General features: G+C 63.9%; 14 protein-coding genes. 11 read left to right on the top strand and 3 right to left on the bottom strand.

The genetic code is table 11. The features are described from left to right. Positions 1-20: 20 nt before the first annotated feature. Entirely contained in the window at positions 21-305 is a 285-nt protein-coding gene (locus VUG52_RS24685; protein ID WP_050707200.1) for a helix-turn-helix domain-containing protein, read from the top strand. 490 nt (positions 306-795) lie between these two features. Here VUG52_RS24685 and putA read toward each other — a convergent pair whose 3' ends face one another. Together putA and VUG52_RS24675 are read right to left on the bottom strand one after the other, a co-directional pair. After that, on the bottom strand, positions 796-4,746 hold the full coding sequence (gene putA, locus VUG52_RS24680; protein WP_331832203.1) for a trifunctional transcriptional regulator/proline dehydrogenase/L-glutamate gamma-semialdehyde dehydrogenase: 3,951 nt from the start codon (positions 4,744-4,746) through the stop codon (positions 796-798). Positions 4,747-4,842: 96 nt separating this feature from the next. Further along, entirely contained in the window at positions 4,843-5,106 is a 264-nt protein-coding gene (locus VUG52_RS24675; protein ID WP_156329675.1) for a hypothetical protein, read from the bottom strand. Between VUG52_RS24675 and putP the strand changes: the two genes are divergently transcribed. From putP to VUG52_RS24630, 9 genes are all read left to right on the top strand, one after another. Beyond that, positions 5,105-6,583 (top strand): sodium/proline symporter PutP, encoded by a 1,479-nt coding sequence (gene putP / locus VUG52_RS24670; RefSeq protein ID WP_050707198.1) that lies wholly within the window; start codon positions 5,105-5,107, stop codon positions 6,581-6,583. The two genes, VUG52_RS24675 and putP, sit on opposite strands and share 2 nt — an antisense overlap. A 142-nt stretch (positions 6,584-6,725) precedes the next feature. Further along, positions 6,726-7,562: a 23S rRNA (adenine(2030)-N(6))-methyltransferase RlmJ gene (locus VUG52_RS24665; protein WP_050707197.1), complete on the top strand. Its 837-nt coding sequence runs from the start codon at positions 6,726-6,728 to the stop codon at positions 7,560-7,562. Positions 7,563-7,795: 233 nt separating this feature from the next. Then, positions 7,796-9,553 (top strand): carbamoyltransferase family protein, encoded by a 1,758-nt coding sequence (locus VUG52_RS24660; RefSeq protein WP_050707196.1) that lies wholly within the window; start codon positions 7,796-7,798, stop codon positions 9,551-9,553. Beyond that, positions 9,537-10,667 carry a glycosyltransferase gene (locus VUG52_RS24655; protein ID WP_331832202.1) on the top strand — a complete coding sequence of 377 codons (1,131 nt, stop codon included), beginning with the start codon at positions 9,537-9,539 and terminating at the stop codon, positions 10,665-10,667. The genes VUG52_RS24660 and VUG52_RS24655 overlap by 17 nt, the downstream gene beginning before the upstream one ends. Further along, on the top strand, positions 10,667-11,563 hold the full coding sequence (locus VUG52_RS24650; protein WP_050707194.1) for an antimicrobial resistance protein Mig-14: 897 nt from the start codon (positions 10,667-10,669) through the stop codon (positions 11,561-11,563). The genes VUG52_RS24655 and VUG52_RS24650 overlap by 1 nt, the downstream gene beginning before the upstream one ends. 2 nt (positions 11,564-11,565) lie before the next feature. Further along, positions 11,566-12,993: a PIG-L deacetylase family protein gene (locus VUG52_RS24645; protein ID WP_050707193.1), complete on the top strand. Its 1,428-nt coding sequence runs from the start codon at positions 11,566-11,568 to the stop codon at positions 12,991-12,993. Continuing rightward, positions 12,990-13,952, top strand: coding sequence for a glycosyltransferase family protein (locus tag VUG52_RS24640; RefSeq protein WP_050707192.1), 963 nt, complete (start codon positions 12,990-12,992; stop codon positions 13,950-13,952). The genes VUG52_RS24645 and VUG52_RS24640 overlap by 4 nt, the downstream gene beginning before the upstream one ends. 23 nt (positions 13,953-13,975) lie before the next feature. Continuing rightward, positions 13,976-14,743, top strand: coding sequence for a glycosyltransferase family 2 protein (locus tag VUG52_RS24635; RefSeq protein ID WP_050707191.1), 768 nt, complete (start codon positions 13,976-13,978; stop codon positions 14,741-14,743). Continuing rightward, positions 14,736-15,893: a hypothetical protein gene (locus VUG52_RS24630; protein ID WP_050707190.1), complete on the top strand. Its 1,158-nt coding sequence runs from the start codon at positions 14,736-14,738 to the stop codon at positions 15,891-15,893. The genes VUG52_RS24635 and VUG52_RS24630 overlap by 8 nt, the downstream gene beginning before the upstream one ends. 36 nt (positions 15,894-15,929) lie before the next feature. On the opposite strand, the gene VUG52_RS24625 is transcribed toward VUG52_RS24630, so the two are convergent. Next, on the bottom strand, positions 15,930-16,568 hold the full coding sequence (locus VUG52_RS24625; RefSeq protein ID WP_050707189.1) for a phosphotransferase: 639 nt from the start codon (positions 16,566-16,568) through the stop codon (positions 15,930-15,932). A gap of 110 nt (positions 16,569-16,678) precedes the next feature. Here VUG52_RS24625 and msbA point away from each other — a divergent pair, with 110 nt between their 5' ends. After that, on the top strand, positions 16,679-18,481 hold the full coding sequence (msbA, locus tag VUG52_RS24620) for a lipid A export permease/ATP-binding protein MsbA (protein WP_050707188.1): 1,803 nt from the start codon (positions 16,679-16,681) through the stop codon (positions 18,479-18,481). The last annotated feature ends 71 nt before the right edge of the window (positions 18,482-18,552 follow it).

Raw genomic sequence — 18,552 nt, 5'->3', positions numbered from 1 at the left:
GATGCACAGAGGGATTTGCGATGACAAACGAACGCTCCACTTCGGTATGGGATGCGCTGTTCGACTCACCGGAAGAGGCCGAGAACCTGCGGCTTCGGGCGAAGCTGATGAGGGTGTTGGCCAGGATTGTCCGGTCCTGGGATCTGCCGCAGAAAGACGCAGCACGGCAACTGCATCTGACTCAGCCACGCTTGAGTGACTTGCTCAATGGCAAGATAGACAAGTTCTCGCTGGATGCACTGGTGAATATTCTGGCGAACGCCGACCTGGAAGTTGACTTCACGGTGAAAAAGAAATCTGCGTGATGGTTGCTTCACTTTAGTTGCGCGGGCTTTTCCTGATTAGGTGAGGGCTGCCAGGTGTTCGCCGAAAGTTCTTCAGCGCCTATGAGATCGAGCGCCGCCCGCGCGAGGCAAGGCCGCTCCTACATCTGTTTCGGGCCAATGAGTCCTGTGAGAGTACCGCTGCCCGCCTTGGCGCATGCCTTGAGTCATGTGGGGCGGCAGTAATGCCCACGCTGAAATTGTTTCGAGCCAATAAGGCGGATCAGGTATTGGCACAGGAGATACTGGCCCGAAACAAATGTAGGAGGGGCCTTGCGTCGCGAAAGGGCTGCGCAGCAGCCCCGGGATTTCAGCGTTGTCGCAAAGATCGCCGGGGCCGCTTTGCGGCCCTTTCGCGACGCAAGGCCGCTCCTACAGGGACCGTGCCAGGTTGAGAAATCTCGGCAAGACAGTTGCTCCCACAAAAAAAGGAGAGCCTGAGCTCTCCTTTTCCGTTCAACGACCGTTAGCGTCAGCCGATGGTCATCAGGCTGGCGTTACCACCTGCCGCCGCGGTGTTCACGCTCACCGCCCGCTCGATCACCAGGCGTTCCAGGGCGATCTGGTGATCGCCGCTCGACAGCCCGTGCACGCCGACGATCGCGCCGGCACGCTTGGCCACCTGCTCGCAGACGCCGCGCAGCTGGTCGGAGTGACCGTGGTGGATGACCGCGTCGAAGGCCACCTCGTCCTTGCTCCAGTCGGCCACCAGCTTGATTTTCGCTTGCAGCTCCTTCGGCAGACGGCCGCGCACGGTCTTGGCAGGCTCGCCGTCCTGGAACACCGCCGAGCTACCCACGGCCAGTACCGCCGCCAGCTGGGCCAGCAGGTCGGCCTCGTTGTCGGCCAGGCACAGCACGTGTTCGCGTGGCAGCACGCTGTAGGTGTTGCGCTCGCCGGTCGGGCCTGGCAGCACGCGGGTGATGCCGCTCTGCGACTGCTCGGCGAACTGCTCGCACAGCGCGGCCAGGTCGCTCATCTGGCTGCTGGCCGCCCAGGTCTTGAGGGTGGTCAGCGGCTTGAGCTGCTGGTCGCGCAGGGTGGTGTCGGCCTGGCTGCGCGCATCGTCGGCCTGGAAGTGGCGGGCGATGGCGTCGGCCGGGCGGGTCGACAGCAGGCGGTACAGGTACAGCGGGCCGCCGGCTTTCGGGCCGGTGCCCGACAGGCCTTCACCGCCGAACGGCTGCACGCCGACCACGGCACCGACGATGTTGCGGTTGACGTACATGTTGCCGGCGTTGACGTTGTCCACCACCTTGGCGATGGTCTCGTCGATGCGGGTGTGCACGCCCAGGGTCAGGCCGTAGCCGGAAGCGTTGATCTGCTCGATCAGCTGGTCCAGGTCCTTGCGGTTGTAGCGCACCACGTGCAGCACTGGGCCGAAGATCTCGCGCTTGAGCTCGTCGAAGCTTTCCAGTTCGATCAGGGTCGGCATCACGAAGGTGCCGCGCTTGATCTCCTCGCCTTCGGCGATGGCCACCTGGTAGACGGTGCGGCCTTTGTCGCGCATGCCCTGGATGTGCTTCTCGATGCCGGCCTTGGCTTCGGCGTCGATCACCGGGCCGATGTCCACGGACAGGCGCTCCGGGTTGCCCAGGCGGCTTTCGGCCATGGCGCCCTTGAGCATCTCGATCACGCGGTCGGCGGAGTCTTCCTGCAAGCACAGCACGCGCAGGGCCGAGCAACGCTGGCCGGCACTGTCGAAGGCCGAGGAAACCACATCGATCACCACCTGCTCGGTCAGTGCCGAGGAGTCGACGATCATGGCGTTCTGGCCGCCGGTTTCGGCGATCAGCGGGATCGGGCGGCCCTGATTGTCCAGGCGCCCGGCGATGTTGCGTTGCAGCAGGCGGGCGACTTCGGTGGAGCCGGTGAACATCACGCCCTTGACACGCTCGTCACCGACCAGGCCGGCACCGACGGTTTCGCCCTGGCCTGGCAGCAGTTGCAGCACGCCTTCGGGGATGCCGGCTTCCAGCAGCAGGCGCACGGCCTGGGCGGCGACCAACGGGGTCTGTTCGGCCGGCTTGGCCAGTACCGGGTTGCCGGCGGCCAGCGCCGCGGCCACCTGGCCGGAGAAGATCGCCAGCGGGAAGTTCCACGGGCTGATGCACACCACCGGGCCCAGCGGGCGGCAGCTGTCGTTGCGCAGGTCGTTGCGCGCCTGCACCGCGTAGTAGCGCAGGAAGTCCACGGCCTCGCGTACTTCGGCGATGGCGTTGGCGAAGGTCTTGCCGGCTTCGCGCACCAGCAGGCCCATCAGCGGCTGGATGTCGGCTTCCATCAGGTCGGCGGCGCGTTCGAGGATCGCGGCGCGTTCGGCCGGCGGAGTGGCCTGCCAGATCGGCGCGGCGTTCAGCGCGCACTGGATGGCGTTGTCGACGTCGGCGACGGTGGCTTCCTGTACATGACCCACGACATCGCGGTGGTCGGCCGGGTTGAGCACCGGTACGGCCGGCTGCTCGCTGGCGGCGCAGGCCAGCAGCGGCGTGGCTTTCCAGTCGTTGTGGGCGGTGGCCAGCAGGGCGCAGGACAGCGACGCCAGGCGGTGTTCGTTGGCCATGTCGATGCCGGCCGAGTTGGCCCGCTCGCTGCCGTACAGTTCACGCGGCATCGGGATGCGTGGGTGCGGCAGGCCGATGCTGCCTTCCTGGGTGCCCATGCGCTCGATGCTGGCGACCGGGTCGGCGACCAGTTCCTGGATGGAGATCGAGTGGTCGGCGATGCGGTTGACGAACGAGGTGTTGGCGCCGTTTTCCAGCAGGCGGCGGACCAGGTAGGCCAGCAGGGTCTCGTGGGTGCCGACCGGTGCGTACACGCGGCACGGACGGTTCAGCTTGCCCTCGGAGATCTTGCCCACGACTTGCTCGTATAGCGGTTCGCCCATGCCGTGCAGGCACTGGAACTCGTACTGGCCCGGGTAGTAGTTCTGCCCGGCGATGGTGTAGATGGCCGACAGGGTGTGGGCGTTGTGGGTGGCGAACTGCGGGTAGATGGCTTCTGGCACGGCCAGCAGCTTGCGGGCGCAGGCGACGTAGGACACGTCGGTGTACACCTTGCGGGTGTAGACCGGATAGCCTTCCAGGCCCTCGACCTGGGCGCGCTTGATCTCGCTGTCCCAGTAGGCGCCCTTCACCAGGCGGATCATCAGGCGGTGACGGCTGCGCTTGGCCAGGTCGATGACATAGTCGATCACGTACGGGCAGCGCTTCTGGTAGGCCTGGATGACGAAGCCGATGCCGTTCCAGCCGGCCAGCGACGGCTCGAAGCACAGGCGCTCGAGCAGGTCCAGCGACAGCTCCAGGCGGTCGGCTTCCTCGGCGTCGATGTTCAGGCCGATGTCGTACTGCTTGGCCAGCAGGGTCAGCGACAGCAGGCGCGGGTACAGCTCGCTCATCACGCGTTCGTACTGGGCGCGGCTGTAGCGCGGGTGCAGGGCCGAGAGCTTGATCGAGATGCCCGGGCCTTCATAGATGCCGCGGCCGTGCGAGGCCTTGCCGATCGAGTGGATCGCCTGCTCGTAGGAGGCCAGGTATTTCTGCGCGTCGTGCTCGGTCAGCGCGGCTTCGCCGAGCATGTCGTAGCTGTAGCGGAAGCCCTTGGCTTCGAACTTGCTGGCGTTGGCCAGTGCCTCGGCGATGGTCTCGCCGGTGACGAACTGCTCGCCCATCAGGCGCATGGCCATGTCGACGCCCTTGCGGATCATCGGCTCGCCGCTCTTGCCGATGATGCGGGTGAGCGAGGAGGTCAGGCCGGATTCGTTGTGGGTGCTGACCAGCTTGCCGGTCAGCAGCAGGCCCCAGGTGGCGGCGTTGACGAACAGCGACGGGCTGTTGCCCAGGTGCGGCTGCCAGTTGCCGGTGCTGATCTTGTCGCGGATCAGTGCGTCACGGGTGCCTTTGTCGGGGATGCGCAGCAGGGCTTCGGCCAGGCACATCAGCGCCACGCCTTCCTGGGAGGACAGCGAGAACTCCTGCAGCAGGCCCTGGACGATGCCGGCACGGCCGCCGGCGCTCTTCTGGTTGCGCAGTTTGTCGGCAAGGCTCGCGGCCAGCTTGTTGGTGGCTTCGGCCTGGGCGGCCGGCAGACGTGCCTGCTCCAGCAGCATCGGCACCACTTCCTGCTCGGGACGGCGGTAGGCGGCGGTGATCGCCGAGCGCAGTACCGACTGCGGCAGGATGCTTTCGGCGAACTCCAGGAAGCACTGGTGGGCATGGTCGGCGGCGACTTCGCCGGCGTCGTCGCCAGCGGCAGCATGGCCGTTGAGGTCGTTCAGGGTGGCGCCACCCTCGAGCTTCTCGAGATAGTTGAAGATCGCTTGCTTGATCAACCAGTGCGGCGTGCGGTCGATGGACTGCGCAGCTGCTTTGAGTCGCTCACGGGTCGGGTCGTCGAGTTTGACCCCAAGGGTGGTCGTCGCCATTTCTTATCCTCGTTATTGGTCACGGATGTGGCCTAAGCTGAAGGCAAGATTAGCCTGTAGGACAATTCGGGTGCAACCGGGTGCAACCCGAAATCTTCACGGTAAAGGTGCAACTCGTCTGAAGGGTGTTTCCTTAAAGCCGAAACGGTCTTTTTTGCTGCTTTTGCTTATGTAAAACGCTGTGTTTGCTCCGAAAAGGAGCAAAAAAGGGGCTTTGTCCGAAAAACCATGGCTGGGTGCAACTTGCAAATGAAAAATGGTTGCACCTCGTTCATGTTGTTGCATAGGATTCGCCGCCTGGGTGCAACCGTCGTGCGCGGCGGTCGCAAGAGATAAAAACAACGCCAGGGCACAACTCATGGGCAATCCACTAACGATCACTTTCGTGATCTACATTGCGGCAATGGTGCTGATCGGCTTCGCCGCCTATCGCTCCACCAAGAACCTTTCCGACTATATTCTCGGCGGCCGTAGTCTCGGCAGCGTGGTTACCGCGCTTTCCGCCGGCGCATCGGACATGAGCGGCTGGCTGTTGATGGGCCTGCCGGGCGCCATCTACTTCGCGGGCCTTTCCGAGGCCTGGATCGCCATCGGCCTGACCGTCGGCGCCTACCTGAACTGGCTGTTCGTCGCCGGCCGTCTGCGTGTGCAGACCGAGCACAACGGTGATGCCCTGACCCTGCCGGACTACTTCTCCAGCCGTTTCGAAGACCAGACCGGTCTGCTGCGGATCATCTCGGCGATCGTCATCCTGGTGTTCTTCACCATCTACTGCGCTTCCGGCATCGTCGCCGGCGCCCGCCTGTTCGAAAGCACCTTCGGCATGTCCTACGAAACCGCCCTGTGGGCCGGTGCCGCGGCGACTATCGCCTACACCTTCATCGGTGGTTTCCTGGCTGTAAGCTGGACCGATACCGTACAGGCTTCGCTGATGATCTTCGCGCTGATCCTCACCCCGGTGATCGTGCTGATCTCCACTGGCGGCTTCGACCAGACCTTCGCTGCCATCGACGCGGTGAACCCGGCGCACTTCGACATGTTCAAGGGCGCGACCTTCATCGGCATCATCTCGCTGATGGGCTGGGGCCTGGGCTACTTCGGCCAGCCGCACATCCTGGCGCGCTTCATGGCCGCCGACTCGGTCAAATCGATCGCCAACGCCCGCCGCATCTCCATGACCTGGATGATCCTGTGCCTGGCCGGTACCTGCGCCGTCGGTTTCTTCGGTATCGCCTACTTCTCGGCGCACCCAGACCTGGCCGGCCCGGTTACCGAGAACCATGAGCGCGTGTTCATCGAGTTGGCCAAGATCCTGTTCAACCCGTGGATCGCCGGTATCCTGCTGTCGGCCATCCTGGCCGCGGTGATGAGCACCCTGAGCTGCCAGCTGCTGGTGTGCTCCAGCGCACTGACCGAAGACTTCTACAAGGCCTTCCTGCGCAAGAACGCTTCGCAGAAGGAGCTGGTGTGGGTCGGCCGTCTGATGGTCCTGGCCGTCGCGCTGATCGCCATCGCCATGGCGTCCAATCCGGAAAACCGCGTGCTGGGCCTGGTGGCCTACGCCTGGGCCGGCTTCGGTGCCGCCTTCGGTCCGGTGGTGCTGATCTCGGTGCTGTGGAAGGGCATGACCCGCAACGGCGCCCTGGCCGGTATCGTGGTCGGCGCGCTGACCGTGATCCTGTGGAAAAACTACGTGGACATGGGCCTGTACGAGATCATCCCGGGCTTCCTGTTCGCCAGCATCGCCATCTTCGTGGTGAGCAAGCTGGGCAGCCCGTCGAACAGCATGGTTTCGCGTTTTGAAACCGCTGACGCGGCGTACCACGCCGACAAGTAACGCCTGCTGAACCGGCGTTATCCCTATCGCGGGGCAAGCCCGCTCCCACGTGTCCTCGGGCATTTGTGGGAGCGGGCTTGCCCCGCGATGCTTTGTGCCGACTGCAAGGCAAGGTAAACTTGTCGCCCCCGCAGGAGTCCTCATGAACTATCGTCACGCCTTCCACGCCGGCAACCATGCCGATGTCCTCAAGCACATCGTGCTCACCCGCCTCATCGCCCTGATGTCGCGCAAGGAGCAGCCGTTCGCCTACATCGATACCCACGCCGGCCTGGGTCTCTACGACCTGCAGGGCGACCAGGCGAGCCGTACCGGCGAATACCTCGAGGGCGTGGCCCGCCTGTGGAACCGCGACGACCTGCCGGAAGCGACCGCCGACTACCTGCGCATCATCAAGCGCCTGAACCAGGACGGCGAGCTGCGCTACTACCCGGGCTCGCCGGAGCTGGCGCGCCGCCTGATGCGCCAGCAGGACCGTGCCCTGCTCAACGAGAAGCACCCTGAAGATGGGGCGCTGCTCAAGGAAAACATGAAAAAGGATCCGCGGGTCACCGTGCATCTGGGTGAGGGTTGGCATATCGCCCGGGCCCTGCTGCCAGTGCAGGAAAAGCGCGCGATCATGCTGATCGACCCGCCGTTCGAGCAGGCCGACGAGCTCAAGCGCTGCACCGTGGCCATGAAAGAGGCGATCGGTCGCATGCGCCAGACTGTCGCGGCGATCTGGTACCCGATCAAGGACCAGCGCTCGCTGACCCGCTTCTACCAGGACCTGACCAGCACCGGCGCGCCGAAGTTGCTGCGGGTCGAGCTCTACGTGCACCACCAGGACAGCCCGCAGGGCCTGAACGGCTCAGGCCTGGCCATCGCCAACCCGCCGTGGGGCCTGGAGGACGAGCTCAAGACGCTGCTGCCGTGGCTGGCCAAGGAGCTGGCGCAGACCGCCGGCAGCTTCCGTATGGACTGGCTGATCGCCGAGTAACCCGTACGAACCCTGTAGGAGCGGCCTTGTGCCGCGAAAGGGCCGCAAGGCGGCCCCGGCGATGTTCGCTGTGACGCTGAGCCCCGGGGCCGCTACGCGTCCCTTTCGCGGCACAAGGCCGCTCCTACAACGACCGTGCAGTGCATGGCGTTTGCGTTATAATCCCGCCCTTTAGCCGCCATCCGCCCGAATGGCCGTTGGCGCACTTCATACCGATTTGAGAGGCTAGACCCTTGGCACTGACGATTCTTGGCCTGTCCGGCGCCCTTAGCCATGACCCTTCCGCGGCCCTGTACATCGACGGCAAGCTGATTGCCGCCGCCGAAGAAGAGCGCTTCGTGCGTGACAAGCATGCGAAGAACCGCATGCCCTACGAGTCGGCGAAGTTCTGCCTGGAGCAGGCCGGCATCAAGCCGTCGGACGTCGATGTGGTGGCCATTCCGTTCGCCCCGATCAGCCTGTTCGGCAAGGCCCGCTGGCATTACGCCAAGCGCTACTGGTACGCCCCGGACCGCGCCCTCGACGCGCTGCTGATGGGCAACCGCCGCTACAAGCGCTACCGCAAGAAGATCGTCTGGTGCCTGGAGCAACTGGGCTTCGATCCGAAGAAGATCAAGATCGAGCCGGTCGAGCACCACCTGGCTCACGCCTCCAGCGCCTACCACTGCTCGGGTTTCAAAGAGAAAACCGCGATCCTTGGTATCGACGGCAAGGGCGAGTACGCCACCACCTTCTTCGGCTACGGCGAAAACGGCAAGATCCACAAGATCAAGGAATTCTTCGATCCGGACTCGCTGGGCGGCCTGTATGGCGCGATCACCGAGTTCCTCGGTTTCGAAATGCTCGATGGCGAGTTCAAGGTCATGGGCATGGCGCCATATGGCGACGCCAGCAAGTATGACTTCTCGCGCCTGGCCAGCTTCGAAAACGGCGAGCTGGTGATCAACACCGAATACGCCAACGTCATCGGCCTGCGCCGTTATAAAGAGAAGGGCAAGGGCTTCTACTTCTCGCCCAAGCTGATCGAGTGGCTGGGTCCGAAGCGCGAAGGCGATATCGCCGACGAGCCGTACATCCATTACGCCGCCAGCATGCAGGCGCTGTTCGAGAAGCTGGCCCTGCAGATGATCGACCATTACCTGGGCGACACGCTGAAAGAGACCGGCAAGCTGGCCTTCGCCGGCGGCTGCGCGCTGAACGTCAAGCTGAACCAGAAGATCATCGCCCGCGACGACGTGAAAGAGCTGTTCGTCCAGCCGGCCTCCGGCGACGCCGGTACCGCCGTTGGTGCGGCCGCCTACGTGTCCCACGCCCGTGGCGTGCCGGTCGAGAAGATGGAGCATGTCTACCTCGGCCCTGCGTACTCCAACGAAGACGTGATTGCCGCCTGTGCCCGTCACCCGAACCAGCCCGCATGGCGCAAGCTCGAGAACATGCCCGAGCAGATCGCCAAGATCATGGTCGATGGCAACCCGGTGGCGTGGTTCCAGGGCCGCATGGAGTTCGGTCCGCGTGCGCTGGGTGGTCGTTCGATCATCGGCTGCCCGAGCGTTGAAGGCGTGGCCGATCGCATCAACCACCAGATCAAGTTCCGCGAGCGCTGGAGACCTTTCTGCCCGTCGATGCTGGACACCGTCGCGCCGCAGATGATCAAGATCGATCACCCCGCGCCGTTCATGACCTTCACCTTCGAAGTCGCCGAAGAGTGGAAGACCCGCGTGCCGGAAGTTGTGCACGAAGACGGCACTTCGCGCGCCCAGGTGCTCAAGCGCGAGTACAACCCGCGCTACTACGACATGATGAAAGCGCTGGAAGACCTGACCGGCAACGGCGTGTCGCTGAACACCTCGCTGAACCGCCGTGGCGAACCCATGATCTGCTCGCCGACCGACGCCCTGAACATGTTCTTCGGCTCGGACCTGCAGTACCTGATCATGGAAGACATCCTGGTGGTCAAGGAAGGCGCCGCGCCGTATGACCAGCCGCTCTGAACCGCGCATCCTGCAGTTCTGCCATGGCTATGACGGGCCGTTTCTCGATTGTGCCCGTCAATACGCCAGCCTGTTCCAGGGCAGCGGCTACAAGGTCACTACCGTGTTCCTCACCGGGGCAGCCGACGCGAAAGTAGCTGCCGGCTGTGCCTCGGACGAGGTGCTGTTTCTCGAGTTCAGCTCCAAGGCCGTGCGCGGCCTGAAGCTGGGCGCGATCCGCGCGCTGCGCGAGATCGCCGCGCAGCGCAATTTCAGCTTTTGCATCGCTCATCGCTTCAAGCCGATCTATGTCGCGCTGCTCGGGACCGGCCTGCCGGTGATTGGCGTGCACCATGCCTTCAGCGACTATGAGCGCAAAGGGCGGCGGCTGTTCGCCAATCTGTTCCGCAAGCGCCTGAGCCTGCTCGGTGTGTCGGACGCGGTGCGCGACGACATGCGTCGCTGCCTGGGTCAATGGCCTGCCGAGCGTATCCAGACTTTGTACAACCGCATCGACGTCGAGGCACTGCAGGCCAGCCTGGTGCCGCGTGACGAGGCGCGCCGGGCCTTGGGCCTGGATGAACGTGCCTGGGTGGTCGGCAACGTCGGCCGTCTGCATCCGGACAAGGACCAGGCCACGCTGCTGCGTGGTTTCGCCGAAGCCTTGCCGGGGCTGCCGTCCGGCGCGCGCCTGGCGATCCTGGGCAAGGGGCGTCTCGAGGCGAAACTCAAGGCCCTGGCTGCCGAGTTGGGCATCGCCGGGCAGGTCGACTTCCTCGGCCAGGTACCGGACGCTCGCCGCTATTTCCGTGCTTTCGACGTGTTCGCCTTGAGCTCCGACCATGAGCCGTTCGGCATGGTCCTGCTCGAAGCCATGGTCGCTGGCGTGCCGGTGCTGGCCACCGCCTGTGGCGGTGCCCGGGAAGTGGTCGAGGGCGTGGGTGTGCTGTTCCCACTGGGCGATGCCGCGCAGCTGGCCCAGGGCCTGAAGCACATGGCCGGCCTGGACGCGCAGCAGCGCGAGGCATGCGCCGGGCATATGCTGCAGCGTCTGCAGCAGCGCTTCAGCGACCAGGCGGTGCGTGATGCCTTCTGGCAACTGCCGCAAGTCCGCGCGCTGATGGCGGAGGCCTGATGCTCAATCATCTCAAGGCCTGGCGCGAACGCGGCTGGCAAGTGATCGACGCGGCCGCGTACAGCGACGCCTGGCAGCGTCATGGCGGCAGTGTCGCCACGCACCCGTTGGTGATCGAGCAACTGGCGGACCTGGCCGGGATCCCGGTGCGTTACCTGGGCTGGTTCCAAGGCGCCGAGCTCAAGGCCGCGCTGCCGACCTGGGGGCGCCATCTGGCGCTGTCCAAGGATGTGCTCAAGCGCGAAGGCAAGAAAGGCCTGTTCGACCTGGGCAATGCCGAGATCATCCTGCCGGCCGCCGCCGATGCCGGGGCGCCGCTGCGCCACGCCGGTCGCTACCTGTCGGAGTTGAACCAGGGCCGTTTCGCCGGCCTGAAGGCACAACCCGAGCAGTTGGCCATGGCGCGGCCCCATGAAGACCTGTCGAAGAAATTTCGCTACAACCAGCGTCGTGAGCTGCGCTTGCTGGAAGAGGCGGGCGGTCAGGTGCGACCGATCGGCGATTTCACTGCAGCCGAGATCGCCGCGATGTACTGTGATCTGTTCCAGCGTCGCTGGGGCTTCCCGGCCACCGGCGCGGCCCGCATGGCCGAGGTGGTCGAGCGCCTGCGCGAGCTGCTGGTCGGTTCGGTGCTGTTCCTCGACGGGGCGCCCATCGCCATTCAGCTGGTGTATTGCGTCGAGGCGCCGCAATGGATCAGCGTCGAATATGTAAACGGCGGTGTCGACCCGCAGACCAAGGCATTCAGCCCTGGTAGCGTACTGAGCTTCCTCAATACCCAGGCTGCCTGGGAGGATGCCAATGCCCGCGGCAAGATGCTGCGGTTCTCGTTCGGTCGGGCCGACCGGGAGTACAAGGACCGTTGGTGCAACCCCGTCAACGTCTTCCAGGTCTGAACATGAGCGCCAACAAACAGCAACTGCTCAAACGCCATCGCAAGCGCAAACGGGTGATCCTGCTGCTGGCGCTGATCGTGCTGCTGTTCTCGTCGCTGTGGGCGCTGTGGCTGCCGCCCGTGCTCGCAGTGCTGCTGTGGGTGGCCCATGAAGCCTGGTTTTCCGACCATCTGTTCTACGTGCCGGGCAGCGACTACCAGTATGACCTGCAAGCCAGCGAGCGTCATGCGCTGCGCAGTCAGGAAGGGGGGCTGGCTTTGCCGGGCGATTGCACGCTGGACGGCAGCGAGACGCTGTTGTTGCAGGTGAGCCTGCGTGCCGGCTGGTTGGGTCGGCTGTTCGATCCGGTAGTACGCATCGAAGGTGACACAACCGATTGCCAGGCTTTCGAGCGGGGTGTGCGGGGTGTGCGTTATCTGAACCTGAGCGGGCAGGCCGAGGCGCTGCGCGCCGGACGGTTACGCTTGAGCGGTCGCCATTGCCGCATCGAGCCGGAGATGGAACTGCTGGTGCTGCGCCACCCCGACTACCTGGCCGGCACCCTGATGGTTATCGCCCCCCATGCCGACGATGCCGAGCTGGCGGCGTTCGCTGCCTATTCCCAGGCGAAGAGCAGCTGGATCGTGACCCTCACCGCCGGCGAGATCGAGAACGAGTACTACCGCGACACCTTTGGCCTCGACCTGACCGAGGCGGCCCGGCTCAAGGGCCAATTGCGCAGCTGGGACAGCGTCGCCGTGCCGCGTTGGGCTGGCGTGCCTTCCAGCCAATGCGTGCAGTTGGGCTATTTCTGCATGCAGTTGCCCGCCATGCAGGCCGAGCCCGGGGCATCGATTCCGTCGCGCGAGGCAGACCTGACCGACACCCGGCCATTCCGTCGATTCAACGAAGTCGCGTTGCAAAGCGACGCCGATGGCCGACCGACCTGGGTCAACCTGGTCCAGGACCTGCGCGAGCTCATCGAGCGCGCGCGTCCGGCAACCATTGTGATGCCGCACCCGACCCTGGATCCGCACCCGGACCATGTGTGTGCCCATGACGCCTTGCAGCAGGCGTTGCAGAGCGCCGACTGGCGGCCTGAAACCCTGCTGTTCTATGCCAACCACCTGCATGACAATGACCGTTGGCCGATGGGTGATGCCGGGACCGGCGTACCTCTGCCACCCTTCTTCGATGCCGGCATGCCCATGCGTCCGTGGGTGCTTGGGGTGGGGGCACAAGAGCAGAGGCAAAAGGCCATCGCTTTGGGTATGATGCACGACCTGCAGCCCGCGGCCCCGCTCAAGCGCCGAATCCGTCGCTTCCTGCAGCGCTGCCTCGCCGCCCGGCGCTGGCCCGCATTCGGTGAAAATGAATTCTTCCGCAAGGCCGTACGGCGCCACGAACTGCTGTGGGTCGGCACAATGATCGACAAGAGAGAACCACGGTGAAAGTCCTGTTCCTGGTCCAGAAAGAGCAACGCGCCATCCTGGACCGCCTGTACGAAGGCATCGCGGCCGACTGCGAGTGCGATATCCGTTGGTTGACCGGTGACGAACAGGCGGATCTGCGCAGCTATTTCCGCGAGCATGTGCAGGTCGAGCGGTACGACCGCATCCTGTTCTTCCTGCGGTTCAAGAAAGAGATCCGCCAGGCGCGCTTCATTCGGACGATTCCGAACCTGGTGATCCTCGAACACGACGCCTACCAGAACTACATCCCCTGCAAGTACACCGGCAAGTTCAGCGAGTACTACCGCCAGTTGCCATGGGCGCGGATCATCACCTCCGGCGCGGTGGTCACCCGACGCCTGCGCGATGAAGGCTTCGACGCGATCTTCGTGCCCAAGGGGTATGACCAGGCGCTGCTGCGCAATGAAAACCATGAGCGCGATATCGAGCTGGCGTTCGTCGGCAGCCTGCGCAGCGTGGCCTACTCCGGGCGCAAGCAGATGCTCGAGTCGATCGCGGCGGTTGAAAACCTGCTGATCACCCGTACCAAGTCCGGCGAGGAATACAGCCAGACCCTCAGTCGCATCCGCTTTTTCGTCAGTGCCGATGTCGGCATGGGCGAATACATGATCAAGAACTTCGAAGCCATGGCCTGTGGCTGCGTCCTGTTCGCCTATGACCAGGGCGAGGAAGAGAACCAGGCGCTGGGCTTCGTCGACATGCACAATATCGTGCTCTACCGCGACCTCGAGCAGTTGCGCGAGAAGCTCGCCCGGCTGCGTGGCGATCTCGCCCTGGCCGAGCGTATCTCGCGCAATGGCCAGCAGTTGGCCGAGCAGCGCTACACCTTCCACGCGCTCGGGCAAGCGATCACCGAGGCCATGCGCGCGCCGCTGCGCCCGGCCGCGAAACCCGGCCTGCTGGAGCGTGTGCTGCTGGCCATCGGCCTGTCGCGTTAGGCCCCACACACATCGAGGAAGCCATGATCTTCAGTGAAAACAGCGAGATCACACTGGTGGTGACCAGTTGTGGTCGTTTCGAGTTGCTCAAGCGCACGCTCGAAAGTTTCGACCGCTACAACACGGCGCCCATCCGTGAAGTCTTCATCACCGAAGACTCCGGTGACGAGGCGGTGCGTGGCTGCATCCCGGAACACTGGCGCGAACACACCACCTTCATCGTCAACAATCCCAAGCTTGGGCAGTTGCGCTCGGTGGACGCCGCCTATTCGCAGATCAAGACCTTCTGGGTGTTCCATTGCGAGGATGACTGGGCCTTCTATCGCCCGGGCTTCGTCGAGGAATCCCAGGCACTGCTGGAGGCCGACCCGCAAGCGTTGCAGGTCTGGCTGCGCAGCTTCAATCATGACCTGCAGGTGCACAGCCCCTATGTGTTCCTGGAGGAGCGCCAGGTGCTGCAGGGCATCGCTTTCCACAAGCTGGGCTCGCACAAGGCGGAATGGCAGGGGTTCTCGTTCAACCCAGGCCTGCGCAGGCTGGCCGACTACCAGGCACATGCACCGTACGCCTCGCATTCCGGCGAGAAGAGCTTGTCGCGGTTGTACGCCGAGCGCGACCGCTATGCGCTGATCCTGGAGAACGACGCCGTGCTGCATACCGGTTTCGGCGAGCATGTGGAAATGGCGGAAGAGAAAATCAAGAAGGCACGGCGCAAGCGCATGGATCGCATTCGTCTGTTGGGCGTGCTGATTATCGGACTATTGCTGGGATGGGTGTTGAAGGATGTTTGAAGGGATTGGCAACGACAACCGAACGAGCAGGCGCTACTTCAGCGCTGCGCTGATCGCGTTCCTGGCCAGCTTCGTGCTGATGGCCTCATCGAAATGGACCAACAACATTTTCTACGCCTTCATCGCGTTGCCTGGCCTGGTGTTCCTGGTCAAGGAGCGCGGTGCGGGGCTGTTCGGCGACAAGCTGGGGCTGGCTTGGCTGGTATTCCTGCTGTGGTTCCTGGTGCCGGCGGTGATTGCCGGTGATGGGCAGTTCTACAAGCACATCGCTTACGTGACGCTCTTCGTCTTCGCGGTGGCTGGGCTGACGAACCAGGGCTTCTTCCGCTCCGAGGTGTTTGCGCGCGCGCTATTCTGGATCATCTGCCTGTACATCTTCGGCTATTCGGCCTTCGCCTACCTGACCGGCATCTACGCCTTGGGTGAGCGGGTCAGTCTGATGCCTGCGCGCATGCAGAACGTGATCTACACCAGTATATGGCTGCTCTGTGCGCTGGCACTGGCCATGCCGGGGTGGTTGCACCGTCGTCGCTGGATCGAAGCGTTTGCCGCCGTGGCGCTGTCGGTGGTGGCAATCACCTTTGTCCTGCAGACGCGTACCGCGATGGTCGGCGCGGCCTTCCTGTTTGCCGCCTGGGCATGCTGGGCGCTGTGGCGCTTCCCGCGCGTGGCCGGAAGCTGGCTGCTGGTGTTCGCGGTACTTGGCGGCATCGCCCTGTGGTTGGTCAAGGACATGGCCTGGTTCCATTCGCTGTTCGAGCGCGGTGACTCCTATCGTGGCGAGTTGTTCCACGTGATGGTCGGCGAGTGGCAGAACTGTGGCTGGATGGTTGGCTGCGGCGTCGAGTTCCATACCGACAAGCTGCTGAGCGGCTTCATGCCGATCCAGCATCCGCACAATATCTTCGTTGCCTTGGGCCTCTATACCGGCGGCGTCTCGCTGGTCCTGTTCCTGGTCATCGTGGCGATGACCCTGGTCCAGGCCTTGCGCCTTCGAGACCCTTGGGGCATGTACCTGGCCTGTGCCCTGGTGATGCTCAACTTCGATGGCAGCAAGCTGATCGGCAACCCTGACGAGCTGTGGCCATTGGTCCTGTTGCCGGCGGCCATGGTGCTGGGTCGTGGGTTGCAGCAGCGACGTTCGAACTGATGATGAAGATGGCCGCCTCCGGGCGGCCATTTTCGTTCAGACCAGTGCGTTGGCCAGGTCCTGGCGGCGGCAGACCTGCTGACTGGCAAGGTAGGCCTCGATGAAGGTGTTGTCGCCGTCACCCAGCAGCCACTCTCGATCTTCCTGGTAACGCAGCATATGACGGAAGTTGCGCTGGCGTTGAGAACGGCGAAGTGGTCTGCGGTACATGCGCAGGTCGGCGACGTCGATCAACCCCAGCTCGCCTTCGGGCGTCAGCACCACGTTGCCCAGGTGCGCGGAGCGGAAGTACACCCCCGCTTCGTGAAGCGTCGCGATGAAACGCCCGAGCTGATCGCGCAAGCCTGGGTGGTTGCCGGGTTGCTCCAGCAGTTGGCGCAGCGTATGGCCGGGTAGCGGGTCATAGTGCACGGCATCGCGGGCAATCTCGGCGATACGATAGACCGCCTTGACCTGCGGGCAGGGGATACCGCGTTCGGCCAGCGCCTGGCAATTGTCGGCGAAGCGCCGGGCGTAGGGATACCAGGCCGCCGAGCTGATCAGACGCTTGCGCCGGAACAGCTTGAGCATCGAACCATCCTTTAGGCGCAGGACCTTGTCGCCAGTGCCGTCGGCCTCGAGGACGTGGGCGCCCTCGCGCAGGGCAAGGTAACGGGCGTGGTCAAGTGCGTGCATCAAGCCTCCGGGGCCAGGGTTCGGGACAGCCGTCTATCTTAACCTGCGGCGGACGGTGCAAGACACCGTGTGTGGTATAATCCCGACTCTTTTTGACCCGACGGATTCTCATGACAGTTCCCGAATCGTCTTCCCCCGCAAGCCTGAAGATCTATCTGCGCCTGCTGGGCTACGTCAAACCCTATATCGGCATCTTCCTGCTGAGCATCGTCGGTTTCGTGATCTTCGCCTCGACCCAGCCGATGCTGGCCGGGATCCTCAAGTATTTCGTCGATGGGCTGAGCAATCCGCAGGCGGTGCTGTTCCCCGACGTGCCTTACCTGCGCGATCTGCAATTATTGCAGGCGGTGCCGCTGCTGATCATCCTGATCGCCGCCTGGCAGGGCCTGGGTTCGTTCCTCGGCAACTACTATCTGGCCAAGGTGTCGCTGTGCCTGGTGCACGACCTGCGGGTGGAGCTGTTCAACAAGCTGCTGGTCCTGCCCAACCACTACTTCGACAACCACAATTCCGGGCACCTGATCTCGCGCATCACCTTCAACGTGACCATGGTCACCGGCGCCGCCACCGACGCTATCAAGGTGGTCATTCGTGAAGGCCTGACGGTGGTGTTCCTGTTTGCCTACCTGCTGTGGATGAACTGGAAGCTGACCCTGGTGATGGTGGCGATCCTGCCGGTAATCGCGGTGATGGTGAGCACTGCCAGCAAGAAATTCCGCAAGCAGAGCAAGAAGATCCAGGTGGCCATGGGCGATGTCACTCACGTGGCTTCCGAGACCATCCAGGGCTATCGCGTGGTGCGCAGCTTCGGTGGCGAAAGCTACGAGGAGCGTCGCTTCGGTGCCGCCAGCCAAAGCAATACCGACAAGCAACTGCGCATGACCAAGACCGGCGCGCTGTACACGCCGTTGTTGCAATTGGTGATCTACAGCGCCATGGCCGCGCTGATGTTCCTGGTGCTGTTCCTGCGCGGCGAGGCATCGGCGGGTGACCTGGTGGCCTACATCACTGCCGCCGGCCTTCTGCCCAAGCCGATTCGCCAGTTGTCGGAAGTCAGCTCGACCATCCAGAAGGGCCTTGCCGGTGCAGAGAGCATTTTCGAGCAGTTGGACGAAAAACCCGAAATAGACAAGGGCAGCATCGAGAAGGAGCGGGTCGAGGGACGCCTGGAAGTGCGCAACCTCAGCTTCACCTACCCAGGTACCGAGCGCCAGGTGCTCAGCGACATCAACTTTACCGCCGAGCCCGGGCAGATGATCGCCCTGGTGGGGCGTTCCGGCAGTGGCAAGTCGACGCTGGCGGCGTTGATCCCGCGTTTCTACCACCACACGGAAGGGCAGATCCTGCTCGACGGCGTGGAGATCGAGGATTACCGCCTGCGTAACCTGCGCCGGCATGTTTCCCAGGTGACCCAGCATGTCACCCTGTTCAATGACACCGTGGCCAACAACATCGCCTATGGCGACCTGGCCGGCGCGCCGCGGGCCGATATCGAGGCCGCCGCCGCAGACGCTTATGCCAAGGAGTTCGTCGACCAGTTGCCCAAGGGCTTCGATACCGAAGTCGGCGAGAACGGCGTGCTGCTTTCCGGCGGCCAGCGCCAGCGCCTGGCGATTGCCCGGGCCTTGCTCAAGAATGCGCCGCTGCTGATTCTCGACGAGGCTACCTCGGCCCTGGATACCGAGTCCGAACGGCATATCCAGGCGGCGCTGGACCATGTGATGGAAGGGCGCACCACCCTGGTGATCGCGCACCGGCTGTCGACAATCGAGAAGGCCGACCTGATCCTGGTCATGGACCAGGGCCGTCTGGTGGAGCGCGGCACCCACGCCGAACTGCTCCAGGCCAATGGTCATTACGCCCGTCTGCACGCCATGGGGCTGGACGAGGCCGAAAAGGCCAACATCACCTGAGCCTGCGTCACGGCGGGGCCTTGCAGGCCTCGCCGGTCAATCGATACAGCATCGCCGCGGTTGGCCGTAAA

The organism is Pseudomonas sp. LH21 (assembly GCF_036549575.1).
GTDB lineage: Bacteria > Pseudomonadota > Gammaproteobacteria > Pseudomonadales > Pseudomonadaceae > Aquipseudomonas > Aquipseudomonas peradeniyensis.
This window is presented reverse-complemented; position numbering and strand designations above follow the sequence as displayed.

Bases quoted from the DNA above. Each gene is read 5' to 3' on its own strand.
- VUG52_RS24625 (WP_050707189.1), bottom strand. From the start codon at position 16,568: ATGCACGCACTTGACCACGCCCGTTACCTTGCCCTGCGCGAGGGCGCC.
- VUG52_RS24645 (WP_050707193.1), top strand. From the start codon at position 11,566: ATGAGCGCCAACAAACAGCAACTGCTCAAACGCCATCGCAAGCGCAAA.
- msbA (WP_050707188.1), top strand. From the start codon at position 16,679: ATGACAGTTCCCGAATCGTCTTCCCCCGCAAGCCTGAAGATCTATCTG.
- VUG52_RS24635 (WP_050707191.1), top strand. From the start codon at position 13,976: ATGATCTTCAGTGAAAACAGCGAGATCACACTGGTGGTGACCAGTTGT.
- VUG52_RS24630 (WP_050707190.1), top strand. From the start codon at position 14,736: ATGTTTGAAGGGATTGGCAACGACAACCGAACGAGCAGGCGCTACTTC.
- putP (WP_050707198.1), top strand. From the start codon at position 5,105: ATGGGCAATCCACTAACGATCACTTTCGTGATCTACATTGCGGCAATG.
- VUG52_RS24675 (WP_156329675.1), bottom strand. From the start codon at position 5,106: ATGAGTTGTGCCCTGGCGTTGTTTTTATCTCTTGCGACCGCCGCGCAC.
- VUG52_RS24665 (WP_050707197.1), top strand. From the start codon at position 6,726: ATGAACTATCGTCACGCCTTCCACGCCGGCAACCATGCCGATGTCCTC.
- VUG52_RS24650 (WP_050707194.1), top strand. From the start codon at position 10,667: ATGCTCAATCATCTCAAGGCCTGGCGCGAACGCGGCTGGCAAGTGATC.
- VUG52_RS24655 (WP_331832202.1), top strand. From the start codon at position 9,537: ATGACCAGCCGCTCTGAACCGCGCATCCTGCAGTTCTGCCATGGCTAT.
- putA (WP_331832203.1), bottom strand. From the start codon at position 4,746: ATGGCGACGACCACCCTTGGGGTCAAACTCGACGACCCGACCCGTGAG.
- VUG52_RS24685 (WP_050707200.1), top strand. From the start codon at position 21: ATGACAAACGAACGCTCCACTTCGGTATGGGATGCGCTGTTCGACTCA.